We start from the raw sequence: 21,572 nt of genomic DNA on the forward strand, positions 1-21,572 counted from the left end.
CAATTTATAATGCACGTTATCATCATAACCACCCACCAGTTTTGGTGCGGCCAATGTACCGCGGTACTGGCTTAGCATTTGAAAACCTTCTGCGTAAAAGGGTGTGTTTCCGTTAAACAAATGATCCGCATGAAATAGCACTACTTCTTTTAACCGAAGATCTTTTTTGCTGGTATTTTGAAGGGTGATGGTGCAAAAATTGCCATTCCATTTTCGGGCTACCTGCACTTCGGTTGTGGCGTTGCCATTCTGTAAACTTAGGGAAGCCGTACTTTTTTTAATTGCATCCAGGATGGGATGTTGCGCCATGCTAACAGCCGACCATCCAAAGAAAAAAAGCAAGCAATAAACATAGATTCTATATTTCATACTATTTAAATGTATTTATTGTAAATATCGGATAAAATACCACTAATGAACTTGAACGCTCAATCATTATTCGTTCCCTCAGCGAAACAGTTGAAGCCGTAGCTAAAATTTATGCAGCATAAAATATAAGCACAAACCATTTACCCATAAAAAATCAGCAGTTTGCCGTCTAATCTTAAAAAAGTGAAACCCAGGCCCAGAGCGGATTTATGGATGGATAATTGCAAGCTGGGTTGAGATACCGTTTTAAAGATTTGATTGGCCAAATTATTTTTTATAAAAAATTACAATGCAACACCTGCTGTTTTAGTCATTCAATTTTATAAGATCTCATTACATTTCCAGAAACTGTTTTCTGTATATTGAAGGCGTTTGAAGGATAAATTTTCTAAATTGCTTATTGAAATTTGACAGGGTTTTAAACCCGCAGTCGTAAGCTACGCTGGCAATAGATTGTTCTTCCTGTAGCAATAGTTTACAAGCGTGTTGTATCCTAAGTTCAATAACGAATTGGGAAAATGATTTATTTGTTTTTGAAGTAAAATACCGGCTGAATGAAGTGGGCGTCATACACATGATTGATGCCAGCGCTTCCAGTTTTATTTCCTGTTTAAATTGATCCATTACGTATGCGTACACTTTATTCATATTGTTGGCCTCGGCTTCTTTGTAAGGTCTTGTATTTCTTTCGTTGGAGATATAGTTGAACTCTTTAGAATGTGCCAATACATCCAGCATTTCTAACAACCTGATAACACTATAAATGCCGGTAGCATTTTTTATCTCATTTATGATTGCAACAGCCTTGGCCCTGGTAGCACCATAAAATTCCAATCCACGGGTAGAACGTTGCAACAATTTTTTGATGTCTGTCAATTCATTTTTTTGCATGATATCGGTGCCCAGAAAATCTTCCTGTAAATAGAGGACAATTCCTTTTGAATGATCAGTGGTATGCTTATCGAAATAAATATCGTCGCTTCGCCAAAGATGAGGAAGACCTGGGCCGGTAAACACCAGCTCACCTTTATTGAAAGGCTTTACATTATCGCCTACAAATCTTGTTCCGCTTCCGGTTGAAACCCAGAATAACTGGTATTCCGAATGGAAATGCCAAATGGGGTCAAAATGTTTATCCCGCAAATCTTTTATAATAAATACCCGGTTTGGTGGGATCCTTGATTTTTGGATAGCTGCTTTCAAATTAACTGAATATTTGCTTTAAAATATTATTCATTCTCAATATAAAGATATAATACAGTTAAAAATAGATATAATAGGAAAAATAAAAATTAAATAATTGTAGGATATTGCAATCACAAAAAATTTCAGCCATGCGAATATTTAAACTTGCCATTGGATTGTTGCTTATCCAAATACTATTATTAAGCAACTATCAGGCACCAGGAAACAAAAGTCCACACAGACTTGAAATTTTATTTTTGGGTCATAACAGTGAACACCACAGTTCCAGCCTTCCGGCAGAATTACTATCCAGAGAATTATTTGCCGAGGGAATAAATACAACCTACACAGAACAAATAACAGATCTTAATAAAGACAACCTGAAAAACTATGATGGGCTTGTTTTATACGCTAATTACGACAGCATAACCAATGAGCAGGCAAAAGCGTTGCTGGATTTTGTACACGAGGGCAAGGCTTTTATTCCCATACATTGCGCCTCTTATTGTTTCAGGAATAATGATGCCGTGGTTGACTTAATTGGCGGGCAGTTTTTAAGCCATCATTTAGATTCATTTGCTATGACAATCGTTCAACCAAACCATCCGGCTATTAAAGGGCTGGCTGCTTTTTCTACTTTCGATGAAACGTATGTACATGATAAATTTAGTAAAGAAATTACTGTTTTAACCGAGCGGGTGGAAGGACAACACCACGAACCATATACCTGGGTGCGTAATTATGGAAAAGGAAGAGTTTTTTATACGGCTTATGGACATGATGAACGTACCTGGAAAAATCCCGGATTTTTACACCTGCTTAAAAATGGGGTATTATGGGCGCTTGGAGACGAAGCTGCGAAAAAATTACAGCAATTGAATTTACCCACGTTAAGCTTCACGCCTGCCAATATTCCTAATTACGAAAAAGTAAGTCCACCTCCCCAATTACAGGCACCGCTAAGTCCGGAACAATCAATGCAATTAACACAATTGCCCATTGGCTTTGAGATGAAATTATTTGCTGCCGAACCCGATGTTGTAAAACCCATTTATATGGATTGGGATGAACGGGGACGCTTATGGGTGATTGAAACAGTGGATTATCCTAACTCTGTAAAAGAAAATAAAAATGAAGGTAATGACAGGATCAAAATATTGGAAGATACCGATGGCGACGGTAAGGCTGATAAGTTTACGATTTTTGCTGATAAACTAAATCTCCCCACCAGCTTCACTTTTGCCAATGGAGGCATCGTCGTTTCGCAGGCGCCCTATTTTCTTTTTTTAAAAGATACCAATGGAGATGATAAGGCAGATAAAAGAGATACACTAATAACCGGCTGGGGAACATTTGATACCCATGCGGGCCCTTCTAACTTAAGATATGGTTTTGACAACAAGATATGGGGAGTAGTAGGCTATTCGGGTTTTAAAGGACTCGCAGGCAAAAAAGATACCCTTACATTTAGCCAGGGTATTTACCAGCTTAATCCGGATGGAAAAAACCTTCAATATTTAGGCAAAACCAGTAATAATACCTGGGGACTTGGTTTTTCGGAAGAGTTTGATGTATTTACATCAACCGCAAATAACACCCATAGTGCTTTTTACGGTATTCCTAAAAGTGATCTTGACAGGGTAAGTGGCATACCCGAGCCAGGTATAAAAAAAATTGACGGTCATTATGCGATGCATTCCGTTACGCAACAACTTCGCCAGGTGGATGTACAGGGTGGCTTTACAGCTGCGGCAGGCCATGGCCTTTACACAGCAAGATCTTTCCCGCAGCAATACTGGAACCGGGTGGCTTTTGTTTGCGAACCTACCGGAAGGGTAATTCACAATGCCATTATGGAAAAAGATGGGGCTGGTTTTAAAGAAAAAGATGGCTGGAATTTATTGGCCAGCTCAGATAATTGGTTTGGCCCTGTGCAGGCCCAGGTTGGACCTGATGGTGCCGTTTGGGTTGCCGACTGGTACAATTTTATTATTCAGCACAATCCAACACCAGTAGGATTTGAAAATGGCAAAGGAAATGCGTATATCAATCCACTGCGAGACAAAACAAGAGGTAGAGTTTACAGAATCGTTTATACCGGATCAAAAACGGGCGATATAAAAACGCTGGATAAAAATAATTTACCCCAATTAATTAATGCATTATCAAACGATAATTTATTCTGGCGTATGACCGCTCAGCGCTTACTGGTTGAATCGGGTAACACAACGGTGCTGCCTGCATTATATGAATTAATCAATAATAAAGAACTTGATATCATTGGCCTGAATGCTCCTGCTATTCATGCGCTTTGGACGCTGCATGGTTTAAAAGCACTTGATGGGAAAAATAAAACGGCAATAGCTATTGCTACAGCAGCATTAAAGCATCCCGCTGCAGGAGTAAGAAAAGCAGCCATCAATGTTTTACCTGCCACTGCGTCAATAGCACAAGCACTGGTAAGTGCCGGCGTTTTTAAAGATCCTGATTTAAGGGTACGTCTTGCAGCAGTATTAAAATCTGCCAGCCTTCCTGCTGTAAATATATTGGGTAGTCAATTATTTGAAATGCTGAAAGATGAAAAAAATAGCCATGATTACTGGATCAGTAAAGCAATATTTATAGCGTCGGCCAAACAGCAACAGGGTTTTATGGAAGCGTATACTGCATTATCCAAAACTGATAAAAATAGATTGCAGCACGATTCGCTGTTGCAACGTATTTTACTAAGGGGTACACTAAAAGGAAATACTAAAATATTGTCTGCAAACAAATCTGTTGCTATGGGCAAAGCAGATAAAGTAATTGTGATAAGAACGATTAAGAACGCAATGAAATATGATAAGCCGCTTATACAGGTAAAAGCTGGAACCGTTGTACAAATCAGGTTTGAGAATATTGATTTCATGCAACATAATTTATTGATATTAAAGCCTGGTAGCTTAGAAAAAGTAGGGGCAGCGACTGATATAATGGCACAGGATGCTAAGAATTTAAATGCTAATTATATTCCGAAAATGCCGGAAGTATTATTTTATACGCCGCTTATTAATCCGGATGGAAAATTTATTTTGAAATTTAAAGTGCCATCAACAAAAGGTAAATATCCTTTTATCTGTTCCTTTCCGGGTCATTGGAGAATTATGCAGGGAGTGATGGAAGTAGAGTAATAGAAAGCATAGAAAATATTTTTTTATAATAAAAAAATAATGATGGCATTACAGGTAAAATTTGGCGTTAGCAGTTGGTTATGGACTTCCCCCTTTACTACCGCATCGGCGGAGCCACTGTTTGCTAAAATTTCAGCTATGGGTTTTGATGTAGTCGAAATTGCTGTTGAAGATCCTTCGCTGATTGATGCTATGGCAGTAAGTGACGCACTAAAAAAATACAATTTAAAAGCATTGGTCTGCGGTGCTTTTGGCAGCACAAGAGATCTTACAAGTGCTGATCCTGTTGTGCATGAAAACTGTTTTAAATACATTGCAACCTGTATGGATTTTTGCCAGCAATGGAATACTCCTTTTTTCGCTGGTCCCATGTATTCGGCTGTTGGAAAAGCAAGGATGTTATCGCCCGAAAAACGACTGGCGGAATGGAACCTGGCTGTTACCAATCTACGCATTGTTTGCACAATGGCTGCTGAAAGAAATTTATTGATTGCTCTTGAGCCGCTCAATAGATTTGAATCAGATTTAATCAACACCGCAGTAGATGTACTGCGATTGATTGATGATATTAATCACCCGGCAGCAAAGGTTTTGTTAGATGGCTTTCACATGAATATTGAAGAGCCCGATATTGAGGCTGCCCTTAAGCTGGTGGGTGACAAATTAATTCATTTACAAGTGGCAGAAAATTATCGCGGTACACCGGGTACCGGACAAACAAACTGGGCCGCCTATCACCGTGGATTGAAAGCTATAGGCTATAACGGAACTATTTCGATAGAGAGTTTTACACCCGACAACAAGGAATTGTCGGAAGCCGTATGTATCTGGCATCCGCTTGCGGAAAGTCAGGATATTTTTGCTGCTGAAGGACTACAGTTTCTAAAAAAATGGGCCACTAAATAATTATAAAAAAAATATTTTATCCTGATTAAATCATCATCATGGAAAACAAAAAATTTAATATTGCTATAATTGGTTTGGGGTTTGGAAGTGAATTTATTCCAATTTATCAACGGCATCCCAATGCTACCATGTATGCTTTATGCCAACGAAATGAAGAAAAACTGAATGAAATTGCTGATGCATTTGGTATTGAAAAGCGCTACACCGATTATGATGAATTACTGAAAGATCCATTGATTGATGCCGTACATATTAATACGCCCATACATTTACATGCAGAACAATCTGTTAAAGCTTTAAGGGCCGGAAAGCATGTTGCGTGTACGGTGCCGATGGCTACTACTGTTGACGATTGTAAAAAAATAGTAGATGCAGTTAAGGAAACCGGCTTAATCTATATGATGATGGAAACCGTCATCTACAGCCGTGAACTTTTATTTGTAAAGGAAATGGTGGAGAACGGGGAAATGGGTAAAATTCAATTTATGCGGGCATCCCACCAGCAGGAAATGGCTGGCTGGCCAGGTTATTGGGAAGGGTTACCGCCCATGCATTATGCTACCCATTGTGTAGGCCCTTTAATGGCATTGGCAAAAGCAAATGCTGCTTACGTTTCCTGCTTTGGTTCCGGTACTATTGATGCACACCTGATACCAAAATACGGTTCTCCCTTTGCCATTGAAACTTGTCATATTAAATATAAAGATTCTGATTTAAGTGCTGAAGTTACCCGCTCTTTATTCAATACTGCCCGGCAATACAGGGAAAGTTTTGATCTGTATGGATCTAAAAAAACATTTGAGTGGAGCTTGATTGCTGAGGAGGAACCCGTGATACACACCGGCGAAACACCGGAAAAAGTAACCGTGCCGGATTATGCGCATTTACTGCCCAAAGAAATACAGGCATTTACAACAGGCGGTGTGTACGATGCAGATGACCACCAGCATTTATCCTTTATTCAAGGGGCAGGTCATGGTGGCTCGCACCCACACTTGGTGCATGAATTTTTGACGGCACTTGCGGAAGAACGTACGCCATTTCCGAATGCAAAACAATCTGCCAATATAACTTGCGTGGGTATTTTAGCACACGAATCGGCTATGGATGGTGGTAAAATCAGGGAACTACCCGATTTTACTTTTTAATACCATTATATAATTATTTGCAGTTTTTAAATTGATACCTTAATAATTTATGGTAACCATTCAGTTGTAAAAGAAGCAATCAAATACAAGGCATTTTTGTTGCGGCTGATAGTTTCGTTCTTCCTGAAAGATACAGCGGAAAAACCCCGCCGGGATGAAATGGCTATATTCCCATTCGCATTTCAAGAACGTGGGGTTTACAACCTTCCTTCTGAAAGGCATTTTTTGCGAGGGTATTCGCGTCATAGACTACCAGGCGAATTTCTGTAACTTTTTTTTCGACAATCCATTTTTTCAGGGTTTGCAAAACCTGCTGATTAATGCCTTTTCCCCGGTATTTGGGTTTCACATACATAAGGCCCAGGTAGGCGTACTCACTGTGCTTTAAATAAAGTTCAGCTTCTTTTATTTCAGCATATCCTGAACCTACAATTTCATTTTCAATTTCAGCAACTATTACTTTTACTTTCGGCGATGCTATTAAATTCTGAAAATTGTAATAATGTATTTCTCCCTCTTTCAAACTATTGTCAAACGCTCTTTCTGCCTTGATAATTTCCTGTTCAAACTCAATGAGTACAGTTAAATCGCTTTCGTTCGCTTCCCTGATTTTAATATTATCCATCAGAATTTATTAAACAATTTGTACTTGTTATTTTAAACCAGCATGCCAATGTGAATACTGATGCATCCATTTCATTTTTTAAAACTTTTTACCAGTTGCATCCCCCGATCATAACCGTTGGTAATTTCAAAAAATAGAATCCATTCGGCTCAGGTAAAGGTGATGAAGTAAATGGAAAATGTATCCTTATGTTTTGGCCGAACGCCGTATCATAAAGTTATGAAAATGTTGCGATTCGTGTATCCTATTTGTGGTTCTTTTCTGCGAATGGGATTTCTCAGTGCAGTTCTGGACCATTAGCCGAAACAACTTGACTGAGAAAGGAAAACAAAGAAATAAGCCATTGTGTTTTTCATGAACCTGTATAATGAAGAAGGACGGAGGCTCTTGAAAAGCAGCGTGAAAATTGAAGACGATATCATTAAACCTGGTAACAATATATCATCTCACTCAGCAAAAAAAAATATTAAAACGTGGCGCTATTTTATAGTTTATTGTATATGACCGAAAAATAAGAACTTAGTGTGAAACTGTTGGCCGTGGCGTTTGAGGCCCAGGAAGGCTGAACCATATTCATTGCGCCACCATCGCCATTCCAGCACCAGCCTAAAACCGGCCAGCCTTTCAGTTTAGCCTTGTCTACACAGGCGGCCCAGTCAACATTTCCTGTTGCGCCGTTTCCAAATTCCCCTATTATTCCCCTTCTACCTGTATTAGTTATGTCATCCAGGTCGGAAGGTTGTATGTTGTGATTTCTTCCCTGGTTCCAGCCATTGGGATAGATATGTGCAGAAAGGATGATGTTGGTGTCGGCAATAACGGGGTTGCTGATTTTTACTGCCTGGTAAGCCGTATAAGTTTCTTGTCCCCAGCCCGGAATATCAATTACAATCGGACCGCTATAAACCGTTCTTACAATCGCAATGGCTGAATTATAAGCAGTAGCATAAGCTGCCGGGGTAATGTTATGACTGCCCCACTCATTCATCATGTTAATGATAAAATTACCTCCAAGTGCTGCATAATTATTCTTCCACCAGTTTGCCGCCGTGGTTAATTCTGTTGCATCGTCTGATCCTAAAACGGTGTATTTGTGGTAGGTAGCAATTACGGTTAATCCGTTCGTTTTTGCCTGCGCAATCCAGGTTTTAGCCTGCGTTGCTTTATCAGGCTCAATCTCAATACGCACCGTTTTAATATTTGTTTGCTGCTTCATCAGTGCCCAGTCAACGTTTGGATTACCGTCGTTGTAATAAGAGGGCTGAAGATTGACACCATTTAAAATGGTATCTGATACGGTTGTACCAGGCACAACAACTACCGGTGGTGTTACGGGCGGCACATATACAAACGGTGCAGCGGTGGTTTTACCCTTACTGCAACCGATACAAATCCAAAGGAGGAACAGCGGCAAATAAAATATCTTTTTCATATAGCTTAATTTCATTTTTTGGTCAGGTACTCAATGCATTGCTTTCTTACCAGTGCATTGTTAATTCAAGTGTGGTGAATTGTTTTGTGAATCGTGAATTGTCAATGGTGCAATTTTGACGATTGATCATGGACAATCCTCATTTCACTTAACGCCACCTGCATTGGATTAAAAAATTTATTAAAATAAAACACCACGAATCAATTGATCCAACCTATACCGATATTATTAAAACATCGGACCATCGGAAATATAAACGTCATCTATATTCACTTCATAGCCCCCGGCAACATTCCCGGTGCTGAATCCAATTTTAAAATAGTCAAGTATGCCTTTCACATCCAGTGATGTTGCAGTTCCGCTTCCACCCCATTTACTCCAGTCGATATCTGCCAAACGAAGGCTGTATAATTTCCAGCCGGTTGTTTGTACAAAATAGTCACTTGAATTGAGGTCGCCACCCCATTTTACAGAAGACTGGTTAGTTTCTAATTGAAAAAATCCTTTTTTCCCATTGGTGTTTATCCAGAAATTTATATAAGGATTTGCAACTGCTGAAAGGTCTATTGGTCCTGCTTTACTGATATCACCCGTCCATTTCCAGTTGGCAGCATTGGTCAGCCCAACGGTAAGATATTTGTTGCCGCTTTTGGTAGCGATACCGCTTTGATTGATGCCGTTGGTTGCCGTTCCGCTATAGGGATTTACACCATCTTCAAAATCAAACGCTTTTACCACGGGCTTTTGCGGGCCATCCGTAATCATCAGCTGATCGATGTTTATTTCGTAATCGGAACTAGTGCCATTGCCACGCTTAAAGCCCAGTGCAATCGCATCAATGGTTCCCAGCGGATCAAAAGAAGTTCCGGAACCACTCCATTTTTCAAGATTGTCTGTTTTTAATTCAACGCTCACCCAGGTCCATCCGGTGGTATTTAAGTTATAGTCAAACGAAGAATTGGCGGCTTTAAAATGCATTCCCCAATGTGTACCGTTTTGAATAAACTCGGCCTGCATATAACCATCTTTGCCACGTGTGTTTACAAGAAAGGTAAAATAGGGCTTGTGGAAAGTCGACAGACTAACGGGGGTAGAATAGTTTATGTCTCCCAAACCCTGCCAGGCAACAGCGCCGGTTTTTTGTACAGAAAGATAGCGGGCATCGCGGGCTTTTGCTGCACCGCTGGTATTAAATCCGCTAATCGCACCAGAGTTACCGGCAACAAACGGGTTAGCACCTGTTTCAAAATCGAATATTACTACCGGATCAACCGCTATAAAGAAATTGCTTGGGTTTTCTACTTTGATTATTGAGGAAGTACCATTTACAATACCTGCTTTTGCCTTGGTTATTTTTACAGTTATCTGGTCGGGCAACACGAAGCCAAGTGTGGTTACACTTAACTGATCCGGTGAAGAACTGGCTGTTGGAGAAACGGCAATTTTATTTCCGTTTACATCTACCTCCAGCACCATATCCATATTTGTTCCCTTAATTACAAACGCCTGTCCACGGGTAATGCGTGTAGGCCATCCGGTTATATTAACATCCAGAAAAATGGGTGTGAAGGATTCGGCACTTACGCCGGTTTGCTTATAGTTGGTATACACAGTCACAGGTCCGGCAGAAACTGTACGGGGAATTTTTACCTGAATGCTATTGGCAGATGCGGTAATAATTTCAGCGGGCGTTTCAGGAACACCGATCGACACTTTGGTGACTTTATCAAAACTTTCACCGGTAATAGTCATAGTTTTTCCAATGGTATCTTTAACTGGTGTAATAGCGGTAATCTTTGGTACCGGCCATTTAATGTCGTAGCCGGAAGAGAAATCTTTTACCTTGGTGCAGCTTAAAAAAAGCATCCACCCAATTGAACAAACAAATGCAAGTTTATATGCAGATTTGTTAGAATAATATTTCATACTTAATAATTTTTTAATGATTAATAACCTGCATTCTGCTGAAGCCCCCACGACTGAACTTCACTTTGTGGAATTGGTAAAACCGGCACGGGGTTTACGCCGCCGGTGATGGAACGGGCCATGGCATTTGCCCGCACGTCGGCAGGCAACGAACTCATATACGTTCCCCACCGGATCTGGTCCCATAGGTGAAGACTTTCTTCTGCCAGCTCTACCCTGCGTTCGTGCATAATGGCGGCTTTTAACGCTGCTCCTGTAACACTTGCATCAATGGGCGGAAGGGTATTTTCAGGTGCACCAGTTGGTTCGTAAGTAAGTGTTCCTTCAATGGAACCTTTGGGCTTGCTGCTCAGGCGTGCCCTGTCACGAATCTGGTTTAAGATATCTCTTGCCTCCTGTTCCTTATTGATGCCCGCGGCTGCCTCTGCCTTCATCAGCAACACATCGGCGTAGCGAAATTTGCGGATGTTTTGTCCACTTGCTTTTGCTTCCAATGGTTTAAGAATTGCAGCCTTACGGTTTAGATAACCGGTAGCATTTTCGTTTGGAAAGTCAATCACCTGTTTAATACCCTGCACGATGTCTCCGTCTTTGTACATCGAAGCGGCCTTTCTTGGATCGTTGGGTTCAAATTCATTGCCCAAACTGGTAGTTGGATTATTGAAGCCCCAACCCCAAAGTTTGCGGTTATTCTGAATGATATTATTGGTAGTACCCGCTTTAATCGGTCCCCATGATTCGGAAGTTGCTTTAAATTGAATTTCAAAGATTGATTCGCCGCTATTCTCCCCTTCATCTTCAAATATCTGTGCATAGTTTGCCATTAGCCTGTACTGCCCGGAGTTAGTAATTGCGTTGGTAATATCATACACTTCCTGCAGGGTATGACCATTGGTGTTTACAGTTCCAATCTGGTAAAGAATAACCCTGGCCAGATACGCGTTGGCCGCACCTTTAGTAGCACGCCCCAAATCTGCAGCAGCGTAAGCACTTTTCTCCGGCAGTAAGTCTTTTGCTTTTTTAAAATCTTCTTCTACAAATTTTAAGGTAGCAGCAAGGTCGGCCCTTGGCGTAGTACCAAACTGTGAAGGCAGCACCGGTGCATCAAACAGCGGCATGCCACCAAACAATCGGGCCATGTAAAAATAAAAATACCCCCGCATGAAATAGGCTTCGCCCATGATACGGTTTTTCAACTGCTGATCCCAGGTGGCGATCGTTAAATTCTTAATAACTGTATTGGCCCGAAATATTCCCTGCCACATATTATTATAGGTACTTCCTGATGGAGAATTTGCAGGATCAACCCTCCATTTTTTTAAATCAGTAATGGTAGGAAAATCACCTGGCGTGCTGCCTTTTTCCGCATCTTCACTCATTACATCGCCGTACATCCATTCGTAATTGTGGCCTGCCCCCGGGCCTTCGTCCCAGGATGCTACATCATATACTGCGTTGATGCCAAGCACCGCCTGTTTAGGGTCTAAAAAGAAATTTTCTTCCGTCTGTATCCCTTCCGGTTTTTTGTCCAATACTTTTTTGCATCCTGCACACAGTAAAAAAACAGCAGTAACTATGAACAACTTTTTAATATTTTTCATTCTGATTAATTTTGTGATGATAGAATTGACGTGTTAGAAGTTTAAACTAATGCCTGCCCGAAAAGTGCGTGATTGAGGATAAGTACCCACATCCACACCATAGGAGTAAGGATTGCCATAATAGCTTCCAATTTCAGGATCAAACCCTTCATACCTGGTAAGCGTAAACAGGTTATCTGCCGCAACATAAATTCTTAAACCTGATACTTTCAGGTTATTTAAAAGGTGCGTTGGCAACGAGTATCCAAGCTGCACATTTTTCAGTCGCAGGTAACTTCCGTCCATTACATAACGGTCACTAAAACGCATGTTGTTGTTTGGATCAGAAGCTGTCATTCTGGGCTGATTGTTTTTAGGCGATGCTGCAGTCCAGCTTTCACGGCGTATGGTTTCAAAATTGTTCCATCCACCACCGGCATTGCTGCCGTTTCTTGTATTCCAGTTCATTCCGTTGATGATGCTGTTGCCTTGCACCCCTTGTATGAAAATACGCAGGTCGAAGCCTTTGTAAGAAAGATCAGCATTAAACCCATATTGAAAATCAGGGTACGGATTACCAAGATTCTGTTTATCCAGGTCATCAATTTTTCCATCTCCGTTGACATCGATAAATTTCACATCTCCGAGGTGGGCATTTGGCTGAATAGCAAGGCCATCTTTATTCTTATGAGCGTCCAGTTCTTCCTGGGTGTTAAAAATGCCATCTGTCTTTAATCCATAAAAATAAGGAAAGGGCATGCCCACCTGTGTACGGGTGGTATTTCCAATTTTGCCTATACCGCCACCATCCTGCGGCGCACCGCCACCAAGATTTGTAATTTTATTTTTAATAAAACTTATATTGGCACCCACCCTGTATTTAAGTTGGTTGCCGCCACTATAGCTACCGGTAAATTCAAACCCTTTATTGCTCATTGTACCAGCATTCACCCTTGGCGCACCAGCGCCAACATAAGAAGGAATTGGCACACTTACAATCATATTTTTAGTTTGACGGTCAAAATAATCGGCCGTAAAACTTAACCTGTTCTGCATGAAGTTAATATCTGCCCCAACATTTGTTTGCTGATTCACCTCCCATTTTAATTCTGGATTGCTAAGGGTGGTGGGTGCAAACCCCTGTTGAAGCTGATCGTTGAAAACATAGATATTATTTCCGCTAACAGAAGTAACATAACCGTATGCATTTGCAGACTGTTCATTGCCTACTCTACCCCAGCCTGCCCTTATTTTGAATAAGCTAAGCGGTTTAAAATTTTGCATAAACGATTCATTGCTCAGAACCCAGGCACCGGCAAAGGAAGGAAAAACACCCCAGCGGTTATTGCCCAGAAATTTCGACGATCCATCATATCTAACAGTCGCAGTCAATAAGTACTTACTATCAAAACCATAGTTAACCCTGCCGAAGAAAGACTGCATGCTGGTTTGGCTCTGGTTGCTTGAAACTGTAAAATCTGTACTCTGACTGGAGGAGAGATACATCAGATCTTTATCTGCCGGCACATTATAGCCAGTTGCAGAAAAATCGTTGTAACTGCTCTGCTGCAATTCGGTACCCATCATTGCACCGATGTTGTGTTTTTGGATGGTTTTGGTATAGTTCAGGTAATTGGTCCACAACCAGCTTTTAGATTCGCTTCTTCTTTCCCACAATGAACTCTGATCTCTGGCTTCATCAACGGCAATAAAAAACTGCGGTGAGTAACTTGTGTTGTGGCCCGAATTTAAGCTGGTACCAATCTGTGATTTAAATGAAAGTCCTTTAATGATTTTTGCTTCGGCCCATGCGTTTGCAACGATATAGTTGCCATATCCTTTATTGTTTTTTAATTCGTCTACTGCTCTTGCAGGATTGTTGGTATATGAGATATCCGCCCGTCCCCAGTTATGGGTAATCTTATCCCAGGCAGCCGTTAGCGGATCTGCGGCAAGGGCTGTTGTAAGCACACCACTGTATAAATCAGAATTGTAGTAATTCTTATCAAAGTGAGTAAAGGCTCCGCTGATCCCCGCTGTCAGCCACTTATTAATAGTAAGGTCATTGCTAAAATTGAGAAAATATTTTTTCATGGAGGAATTTCTTACAATTCCATCCTGTGTAAAATAAGTGCCGCTCAGGCGAAATCGATTTTGATCATTACCACCGGCAATGCTCAATGAATGATTTTGCATAAAGCCGCTTTGCATTACCTCATCCTGCCAGTTGGTGCCATGATAATTATTTTGCCTTACGTAGTTAAGCCGGGTATACAACTGGCTGCTTGTATCCAGCGGATTTCCGTCATTGGCATAGCCCTGTAATACAAGATTTGCATACTCAGTAGCATTTACCATTGGAATGGTACGCCAGGCTTTTTGATTACCTACATAAGAATCAACAACAAATTTTACAGGCCCTTTTTTACCTTTTTTTGTGGTAACCAACACAACACCATTTGCACCCCGTGAACCATAAATCGCCGTTGCAGACGCATCTTTCAGCACATCAATGCTTTCAATATCGCCCGGGGCAAGAAAACTGATATCACCTGTTTGGTAGCCGTCTACCACATAGATAGGATCGCTGCCATTGATTGAGCCAATACCACGGATCCGAATCTGTGCGCCACTGCCAGGTTCACCACTATTGGCAATAACCTGTACACCAGCTATGCGGCCCTGCATTGCCTGCACTACATCTGTAGTAGCAACCTGGGTTATCTGATCACTTTTAATGGAGCCAACTGCCCCGGTTAAATCTTTTTTTCTTACGGTACCATACCCTACTACAACAAAATCCGATAACATACCGGCGCTTGATTTCAGGCTAATGTTCTGTGAGCCGGACTTTGCGGCAATCATTTCTTCCGATTGCATACCCACATAACTAAATACCAGTTTTTTTGATTTTTCAGGAAGCGTAATAGCATACTTGCCGTCTTTATCACTGATGACAGTAATGTTTGTTCCCTTCACAGAAACCGTGACACCGGACAGGGCTATTCCCTTTTCATCCGTTACGATTCCCGAAACTGATTTGGAAGAAACCTGCGCCAGGCAAGTGAGATAAGCGCAAAAGAGAAAGGCTAAAATGAGGAAGCACCTTTTGTTTAAATTTCGCATAACAATTCGTTTTTTTATGCCACAAAGATACCACGACTAATATCTAAAATAATAGTACTTTTTTATCCCTCGTTAATGCTCCTTCATCACAAAATAAATATTCTATGTCTCTGGCGTACTTTATATTAAGCAGATTTAGCATTTTTTTGCACTTTAACATTTAACCTAACTATTGTACTTTATTATCTTTTTTTATTAATTTTTTAACCAGTTCCCGGGGTGTATCTTGGAAGCGAGCAATTAAATTTTTTAAATCCGTACTTATTTTTACTATCAAAAGATGGCTTCTGTACCTGTTTGTAAGTCGACGATGGCCTTGATTGCCAGTAGCGTAAGCATCGTCAGCATTCCGGTAATCACTTACCTACGCAACACTTCATATTGGTTATGTGTAGACAAAAGTTGCAAACAAGGAAAGCAATTGTGTATTTTTGGTAGGATACGCTAAAACCTAAGCAAATTTATTTTTGTCGTGTTGACAACGTGTGAATTTAAAAATTTGCTCCCGGCAACTATCCCTGGCCAACACGCCAGATCAGAAGGAGACTTTACTGTGAAGAAAATATATCCTCACGTTATTAATGAAGCGGTATAACTTACTACTAAAAAGACAGGAGCAATTCTTTTGCTAAAAGATGAATTTTAAAAATGAATGAAACATTTATTTGGGGCATCTCATTCTGTTACTAATTGCTACAATTTGTGTTAACATTTGCTTATTTAAAAATTTAATTACTGAAGAACAGAGGAACACCCAAGCGGTAAACAGCTTACGGATGGTTAAAAAAACTAAAAGATGCTATTATTTTAAAACCTCAAAAATTATAGGAACAATATAGCATAAACTGTTGTGCGGTTAGAAATTACACAAAAAACAAACCTATCAATCATTTAAACCATGCCCATGCTGCCTAACTGCACAACGGGCTGTTTTATTAATTATCGGTTGATGGAATTATTGAAAGAAAATTAAGTTTTGACTGAAAGTAAAAAGTTTATTGTGAAAAAGGGAAAAGTATCTATGTTATTTTTATTTTTAAAAATTCTTTTTCTTTAGTCAGTCTTTATATTTTCATAAAAAATATCTGCTACAGAAGGATATAAGGAGACTGATGCGTCTATAATATAACAATTGAACGAACAGGAACTAATACAACAATTGAAACAGCGCAATGAAAGTGCATTCCGGTGGATGGTAGAAAACTACCGTAACCGGGTTTATAGTACTGTATTTAATATTTTACAAGACAGGGAGGAGGCTGAAGACGTGGCGCAGGAAACATTCATACAGGTTTTTGAATCGGTTAATTCTTTTAAAGAACAATCATCACTATCAACCTGGATTTACAGGATAGCAGTTAGAAAAGCATTGGATAAAATAAGAAGACGAAAGACAAGACAAAAATTGAATCAGCTATTACCCTGGTGGATGCCTAATGAAAAGAAAAGTGCGGGTGCATCTTTTAATCATCCAGGTATTTTGATAGAAAATAAGGAAAAAGCAGCAGTATTATTTAAAGCCATTAAATTGTTACCCGAACAACAACAACTGGCTTTTACACTAATAAAAGTACAGGGAATGAACTATGAGGAAACCTGCGCCATTCTGCAAAAAAATGTAAAAGCAGTTGAATCGCTCATGAGCAGAGCAACGGTGAATTTGCAAAAACAATTAGAAGGTTATTACAAAACTTTAAATAAATAAAATGAAACCGAAATTTACACCATTGGTTGATGAGCACCTTCAAAGCCTGCTTGGTATGCGGGAAGAAGAAACAGATAATTTCTTTTATACCAGACTAAAAGGCAGGATGCTTGCCGGGCATATAGGTGGGGAAAATTACCTGCCGCTGCAAGGCTGGGGTTTACCATTGAAACCGGTTTGGATAATTGGTGCACTGGCACTACTGCTGCTTGTAAATGGCATGATGGTTACGCAGCTGTTTACATCAAAGAAACCTACTGCTACAGTTTCAGCTACTGCTTTGCAAAATTTTGCTGAGTGGTATGATCAAAGCATTTCATCACCTTTTTGAAATAGTATAGTATGAATTACGTAGCAAAAAACAAAATGCTGACATGGCTGGTAGTGTTGCTGCTGGCGGTTAACACCGCTTCCATTGCTATGTTTTGGCTGGGTAAAGCAAAACAAACAGAACACACGGAAGAAACAGAACAACCCAAAGGAAAGCCAGAGGATTTTTTAGTAAAGGAATTAAAGTTAGACGCAGTGCAGCAGGCAAAGTTGAAAATACTGGCAAAGGAACACAGGGAAGCAATAAAAGAATTTCATGAAGCGATAAAAGATGCAAAACAAAACTTTTTTAATTTACTTAAACAGCAAAATACACCTGACAGTATTAAGCAAACTGCCGCTACCGTAATAAGCCGTATTACAGAAAAAATAGACCTGCTTACATTAGCACATTTTAATAAAGTAAGGGCCTTGTGTAATGCTGAGCAGCAAAAAAAGTTTGATGAAATTATACAACAGATTATTGATCGGATGGGAGAACAACGACGTTCCGGTGGTCCTGATCAACCACCACCTGATGATCAAAATGGTGACAGCCATCCGCCACGGGATGAACAACATGGCGATAGACCACCACCAGAAAAATAAATATTTGCACCGAAGGATTATAAATAACTCATGCGTCGATAGGCAAATTTAAATTATGAAAATAAAAATTATTTTAGCAACATTAATGTTGTTTGGCATTACTACAACAGCACAGCCCCCGCAGGAACCACATAAACCACCCACTGTTGAAGAGCGGCTAAAAAAGACAAATACAATATTGCAGAAAGAAATGCAATTAAATACAACACAGCAAACAGCCGTTAAAAAAATATTTACCAATTTTTTTAATACAGCAGATAAATTACATGGAAACGAGCCCCCATCAACTGCTACAATAAACCCAACAATAAAGGCGAAAATGGATAATTTAATAAAGGAAAGGGATGAAGAAGTAAAAAAAATATTGACACAAGAACAATATAAAAAATATGAGACGGCCGCTAAAAAATTACATCCGCCAAAACCTACAGGGCAAAACGAACCACCTCCGCCACCGCCTCTTCAGTAATAAAATTTTTTATGTTCGTTTACTAATGATAAAATTATTTTAAGATGATTGGGCTTCTAACAAAAGCGTTTTCGAATTACGAAAGAAATAAATCGGGTAGCCTAAACATACAATAGAAGGCTATTTTTTCTACCGTAAATTATTCTAACAATAAATTATACCAATAAAAATAAAAGTAACTGGACAACCTAAACATCTATACCTGATAAAATACCTATTGGCGTATTAAAAAAATTACCCAACTATATTAACTGTACTTGCAGCTTAAAAAATATTGTAAAAGAAATAGATTTTTAATAATACAATAAAAAACTCCTTAAGTTAATTTTTTTACCGGTAAAGAATAAAGTGATATTTATCATTATTGTATCTGCCTACCGGTAAGCAAGTTACTCACTTTTACGGCAAACGATTTTGAACTTTAATTATGCAATAACAGAAATAAATTATTTAACTGAAACAGCTTATTCCGTTTTAACAAGAAACTATATCTCCAACATGAAAACACTAAAAATAATGTTGATTAAATTAACCCTCGTAACACTGCTTTGGCTTTTAGCAGGTAATGTGTTTGCACACCCTGGTGGCCATTATCACAAGGGAGATGTACTGAATAGCTGGACCCTTACCAATGGACAAATCGTTATGGGTAATTTTTCAAAAGGCTATGGCGACCAACTTGTGCTGGAACAATTGGGAGGAAAATTAATTTATGTCTCCGTTTAATCATTGTCGGCACAAGATCAATTGCTGGCACGTTTTAAAATAAATAAATTCAAACAATTAAATGAAGCGCTTAATGCCGCACCGGTTAACAGTTATAAAACTGAGTTGGTGAAAAATCCACAATACCTCCTCGTTTCCCTGTTCTTTGGTTTGCTGGTATTGCTCATTATTGCCAACGTACATTTACTTAACAGAAAAAATAATTCTTACGGCAACAATCGCTGGAACTTTTCACTGTCTGCAATTGCAGCGGTTTGTTTGATGGTAGCCTGTAAAAAAAGTAATGACAACACAACAGCGGTTACAACAACCACGATACCAATAACAAGGGTTACATTTTTAGACTCAGCATTTGCGCCATACACTCCATTTGTAACAACCGCAGTTGGGACCACTTATTATACGGTTGCCTCAAACGGTTTACCGGCACACAACATGATGGCAGGTATCACCAATTGGCAACAACAAGTACCTACACCTCAATTTTACGCAGGTACTAATAGTTGGTCTATTCCATTGCAACCCGTATATGCAACTACACCAATGAGTACAAAAAGCAACTTTATGAAAGGCGCTGTTGCATTGGCCGTAAATGGTGTTCCTATTTTTAATGCATTAAATAACCGTGGAGAAGATTCCTATCTTATTGGAGAGTTGGACAATTGGGGGGCATTGTGGCAAAGGAGATGACTATCATTATCATGCAGCTCCTTTACATCTATCTACCACTTCTGGTTTACAACCCATCGCCTTTGCATTGGATGGATTTGCAGTGTATGGTGCAAAAGAACCAGATGGCACACCAATGAATGCTTTAGATACCTGCCATGGCCATATTTACAACGGTGGCACATACCATTATCATGGTACTGGCACTTATCCTTACGTGATAGGGGCTATGAGAGGAGTGGTAGCTACCGACCCTGCAACTGCAGCACCGGAAAACCAGATTCTGCCACAGGCATTTTCATCACCTTTCAGGCCAGCAACCAGCCCATTAACCGGCGCCAGTATTACCACATTTTCCCTTACAGGCACCAACGCTTATTCACTACAATATAAAATAGGTTCAAGTTATGGCTATGTAAATGATAATTGGAACACATCAAACAATTACTTTTTTACATTTATCAATACAAGTAATGTAACTACTACGGCTCAGTATCAACGTTAGTTTGGTTATAAAAATCAAAGCCAGGCGATTGGCCTTTATAAGAAAAGCCGATAGATCAAATCCTTTTTACAACAACAATATGTTATTTAGTTTTAAAATAAACAAAATGAACGTTTTACTATTTTTGCTTCCATTGCTTTTTACAGCATGTAAAAAGAGTAGCAGTGATCTTGCTAGATCTACAACTCCAGTTAGTACTTTAGTGGCATTTAGCACAGCCTTTACAAACAATGGAACTTTTCCTAAATTGTACACCTGCGATAGTGCTGGTATTTCTCCTGCCATTTCTTGGAAAGATGCACCTGCCGGTACAAATGCCTACGCTATTACAATGCATACCGTGCCACCAACAGGAGCTAACCATGTTTATATATGCCTGTATAACTTAAGTGCTGCGGTAAGCAATATACCTGACGCAGTAAGTGGCATTGGTACTTTCGGAATAAATACGGTGGATGGGAAAATGAGTTATACACCACCCTGCTCACAAGGGCCTGGACCAAAAATCTATGTAATTACGGTGTACGCACTTTCTAAACAACCTGTTATTACCGTAGCAGCCAACGCAGTAACAATGGATGTTTTATTAAGTGCCATGAGTACCATCACGCTTGGTACTTCCACTTTAACCGTAACCTACACACGATCATAAACAACCTATTAAAATAATAACTGAAAGCCTTTAGCAAATGAAAAAGATAACCAAATTTATTGCACTATTATTGCTCACATGTTGGTAGGCTGTAAAAAAACTGATACACTAGCTACCAGCAGTACTACGCCTTCACTTAGCAGTGCTTTCCTGTCGCAAAGTTCGTTTACCAATAGTGGTACAGCACAAAGTACATCGCTAACTGTTGCATTGGCACATGCAATAGCTGGGTCGGTTACTTTTTCCATTATCAGTTCGGGAAATGATTTTACACCTAAAACTTATACCACAACCCTTACTGCAGGGCAGGCAAGTGTAGCCATTCCACTTAGTTTTAATGGTACTTCAACATTAACTTCAGAAACGATCACTGTTTCTGCAACCGGTTATACAGGTACACCTGCCGCAACTGGTACAATTGGTACAACTGTAGCAAGTGGCTACAATACCCTTTTTATTCC

General features: G+C 39.7%; 19 protein-coding genes. 12 read left to right on the forward strand and 7 right to left on the reverse strand.

Annotation, left to right across the window (positions count from 1 at the left end; genetic code table 11):
• Both H7254_RS19275 and H7254_RS19280 read right to left on the reverse strand, forming a co-directional pair.
• A partial coding sequence (locus tag H7254_RS19275; RefSeq protein WP_301934523.1) for a hypothetical protein occupies positions 1-369 on the reverse strand: 369 nt, incomplete at its 3' end.
• A 333-nt stretch (positions 370-702) separates the two neighbouring features.
• Positions 703-1,572: an AraC family transcriptional regulator gene (locus H7254_RS19280; RefSeq protein WP_301934524.1), complete on the reverse strand. Its 870-nt coding sequence runs from the start codon at positions 1,570-1,572 to the stop codon at positions 703-705.
• A 131-nt stretch (positions 1,573-1,703) separates the two neighbouring features.
• Between H7254_RS19280 and H7254_RS19285 the strand changes: the two genes are divergently transcribed.
• From H7254_RS19285 to H7254_RS19295, 3 genes are read left to right on the forward strand one after another with little or no spacing between them, the layout of a single operon-like run.
• Positions 1,704-4,724 (forward strand): PVC-type heme-binding CxxCH protein, encoded by a 3,021-nt coding sequence (locus H7254_RS19285; protein ID WP_301934525.1) that lies wholly within the window; start codon positions 1,704-1,706, stop codon positions 4,722-4,724.
• A 39-nt stretch (positions 4,725-4,763) separates the two neighbouring features.
• Positions 4,764-5,630 (forward strand): sugar phosphate isomerase/epimerase, encoded by an 867-nt coding sequence (locus H7254_RS19290; protein ID WP_301934526.1) that lies wholly within the window; start codon positions 4,764-4,766, stop codon positions 5,628-5,630.
• Between the two features lie 38 nt (positions 5,631-5,668).
• A complete protein-coding gene (locus H7254_RS19295) occupies positions 5,669-6,778 on the forward strand; it encodes a Gfo/Idh/MocA family protein (RefSeq protein ID WP_301934527.1) in 1,110 nt (369 codons plus the stop codon).
• A gap of 163 nt (positions 6,779-6,941) precedes the next feature.
• Here the strand turns inward: H7254_RS19295 and H7254_RS19300 are convergent, their stop codons facing one another.
• From H7254_RS19300 to H7254_RS19320, 5 genes are all read right to left on the reverse strand, one after another.
• The gene (locus tag H7254_RS19300; protein ID WP_301934528.1) at positions 6,942-7,403 is read right to left on the reverse strand and encodes a GNAT family N-acetyltransferase; all 462 of its coding nucleotides are present in this window, start codon (positions 7,401-7,403) and stop codon (positions 6,942-6,944) included.
• 484 nt (positions 7,404-7,887) lie between these two features.
• On the reverse strand, positions 7,888-8,835 hold the full coding sequence (locus H7254_RS19305; protein ID WP_301934529.1) for a hypothetical protein: 948 nt from the start codon (positions 8,833-8,835) through the stop codon (positions 7,888-7,890).
• 228 nt (positions 8,836-9,063) lie between these two features.
• Positions 9,064-10,761 (reverse strand): IPT/TIG domain-containing protein, encoded by a 1,698-nt coding sequence (locus H7254_RS19310; RefSeq protein ID WP_301934530.1) that lies wholly within the window; start codon positions 10,759-10,761, stop codon positions 9,064-9,066.
• 20 nt (positions 10,762-10,781) lie between these two features.
• Entirely contained in the window at positions 10,782-12,362 is a 1,581-nt protein-coding gene (locus H7254_RS19315) for a RagB/SusD family nutrient uptake outer membrane protein (protein ID WP_301934531.1), read from the reverse strand.
• 33 nt (positions 12,363-12,395) lie between these two features.
• A complete protein-coding gene (locus tag H7254_RS19320) occupies positions 12,396-15,467 on the reverse strand; it encodes a TonB-dependent receptor (protein WP_301934532.1) in 3,072 nt (1,023 codons plus the stop codon).
• 1,132 nt (positions 15,468-16,599) lie between these two features.
• Here H7254_RS19320 and H7254_RS19325 point away from each other — a divergent pair.
• The 9 genes from H7254_RS19325 to H7254_RS19365 all read left to right on the forward strand — a co-directional run.
• Positions 16,600-17,172, forward strand: coding sequence for an RNA polymerase sigma factor (locus tag H7254_RS19325; RefSeq protein WP_301934533.1), 573 nt, complete (start codon positions 16,600-16,602; stop codon positions 17,170-17,172).
• 1 nt (position 17,173) lies between these two features.
• The gene (locus H7254_RS19330) at positions 17,174-17,503 is read left to right on the forward strand and encodes a hypothetical protein (protein ID WP_301934534.1); all 330 of its coding nucleotides are present in this window, start codon (positions 17,174-17,176) and stop codon (positions 17,501-17,503) included.
• Positions 17,504-17,514: 11 nt separating this feature from the next.
• Positions 17,515-18,090, forward strand: coding sequence for a Spy/CpxP family protein refolding chaperone (locus H7254_RS19335; RefSeq protein WP_301934535.1), 576 nt, complete (start codon positions 17,515-17,517; stop codon positions 18,088-18,090).
• A 55-nt stretch (positions 18,091-18,145) separates the two neighbouring features.
• Positions 18,146-18,559: a hypothetical protein gene (locus H7254_RS19340; RefSeq protein WP_301934536.1), complete on the forward strand. Its 414-nt coding sequence runs from the start codon at positions 18,146-18,148 to the stop codon at positions 18,557-18,559.
• 498 nt (positions 18,560-19,057) lie between these two features.
• On the forward strand, positions 19,058-19,285 hold the full coding sequence (locus H7254_RS19345; protein ID WP_301934537.1) for a hypothetical protein: 228 nt from the start codon (positions 19,058-19,060) through the stop codon (positions 19,283-19,285).
• A 3-nt stretch (positions 19,286-19,288) separates the two neighbouring features.
• Positions 19,289-19,975, forward strand: coding sequence for a hypothetical protein (locus tag H7254_RS19350; RefSeq protein ID WP_301934538.1), 687 nt, complete (start codon positions 19,289-19,291; stop codon positions 19,973-19,975).
• Entirely contained in the window at positions 19,911-20,459 is a 549-nt protein-coding gene (locus H7254_RS19355; protein WP_301934539.1) for a hypothetical protein, read from the forward strand. Before H7254_RS19350 ends, H7254_RS19355 begins: the two co-directional genes overlap by 65 nt.
• A gap of 106 nt (positions 20,460-20,565) precedes the next feature.
• On the forward strand, positions 20,566-21,111 hold the full coding sequence (locus H7254_RS19360; RefSeq protein ID WP_301934540.1) for a YbhB/YbcL family Raf kinase inhibitor-like protein: 546 nt from the start codon (positions 20,566-20,568) through the stop codon (positions 21,109-21,111).
• Between the two features lie 78 nt (positions 21,112-21,189).
• Positions 21,190-21,572 (forward strand): hypothetical protein (locus H7254_RS19365; RefSeq protein ID WP_301934541.1); only part of this gene is annotated, 383 nt, incomplete at its 3' end.

It is taken from the genome of Ferruginibacter sp. (genome assembly GCF_014377975.1).
GTDB lineage: Bacteria > Bacteroidota > Bacteroidia > Chitinophagales > Chitinophagaceae > Ferruginibacter.

Excerpts from the sequence above, each read along its gene's own strand:
- H7254_RS19300 (WP_301934528.1), bottom strand. The coding sequence starts at position 7,403 with ATGGATAATATTAAAATCAGGGAAGCGAACGAAAGCGATTTAACTGTA.
- H7254_RS19290 (WP_301934526.1), top strand. The coding sequence starts at position 4,764 with ATGATGGCATTACAGGTAAAATTTGGCGTTAGCAGTTGGTTATGGACT.
- H7254_RS19295 (WP_301934527.1), top strand. The coding sequence starts at position 5,669 with ATGGAAAACAAAAAATTTAATATTGCTATAATTGGTTTGGGGTTTGGA.
- H7254_RS19360 (WP_301934540.1), top strand. The coding sequence starts at position 20,566 with ATGAACGTTTTACTATTTTTGCTTCCATTGCTTTTTACAGCATGTAAA.
- H7254_RS19305 (WP_301934529.1), bottom strand. The coding sequence starts at position 8,835 with ATGAAAAAGATATTTTATTTGCCGCTGTTCCTCCTTTGGATTTGTATC.
- H7254_RS19345 (WP_301934537.1), top strand. The coding sequence starts at position 19,058 with ATGAAAACACTAAAAATAATGTTGATTAAATTAACCCTCGTAACACTG.
- H7254_RS19340 (WP_301934536.1), top strand. The coding sequence starts at position 18,146 with ATGAAAATAAAAATTATTTTAGCAACATTAATGTTGTTTGGCATTACT.
- H7254_RS19310 (WP_301934530.1), bottom strand. The coding sequence starts at position 10,761 with ATGAAATATTATTCTAACAAATCTGCATATAAACTTGCATTTGTTTGT.
- H7254_RS19315 (WP_301934531.1), bottom strand. The coding sequence starts at position 12,362 with ATGAAAAATATTAAAAAGTTGTTCATAGTTACTGCTGTTTTTTTACTG.
- H7254_RS19320 (WP_301934532.1), bottom strand. The coding sequence starts at position 15,467 with ATGCGAAATTTAAACAAAAGGTGCTTCCTCATTTTAGCCTTTCTCTTT.
- H7254_RS19335 (WP_301934535.1), top strand. The coding sequence starts at position 17,515 with ATGAATTACGTAGCAAAAAACAAAATGCTGACATGGCTGGTAGTGTTG.
- H7254_RS19330 (WP_301934534.1), top strand. The coding sequence starts at position 17,174 with ATGAAACCGAAATTTACACCATTGGTTGATGAGCACCTTCAAAGCCTG.
- H7254_RS19285 (WP_301934525.1), top strand. The coding sequence starts at position 1,704 with ATGCGAATATTTAAACTTGCCATTGGATTGTTGCTTATCCAAATACTA.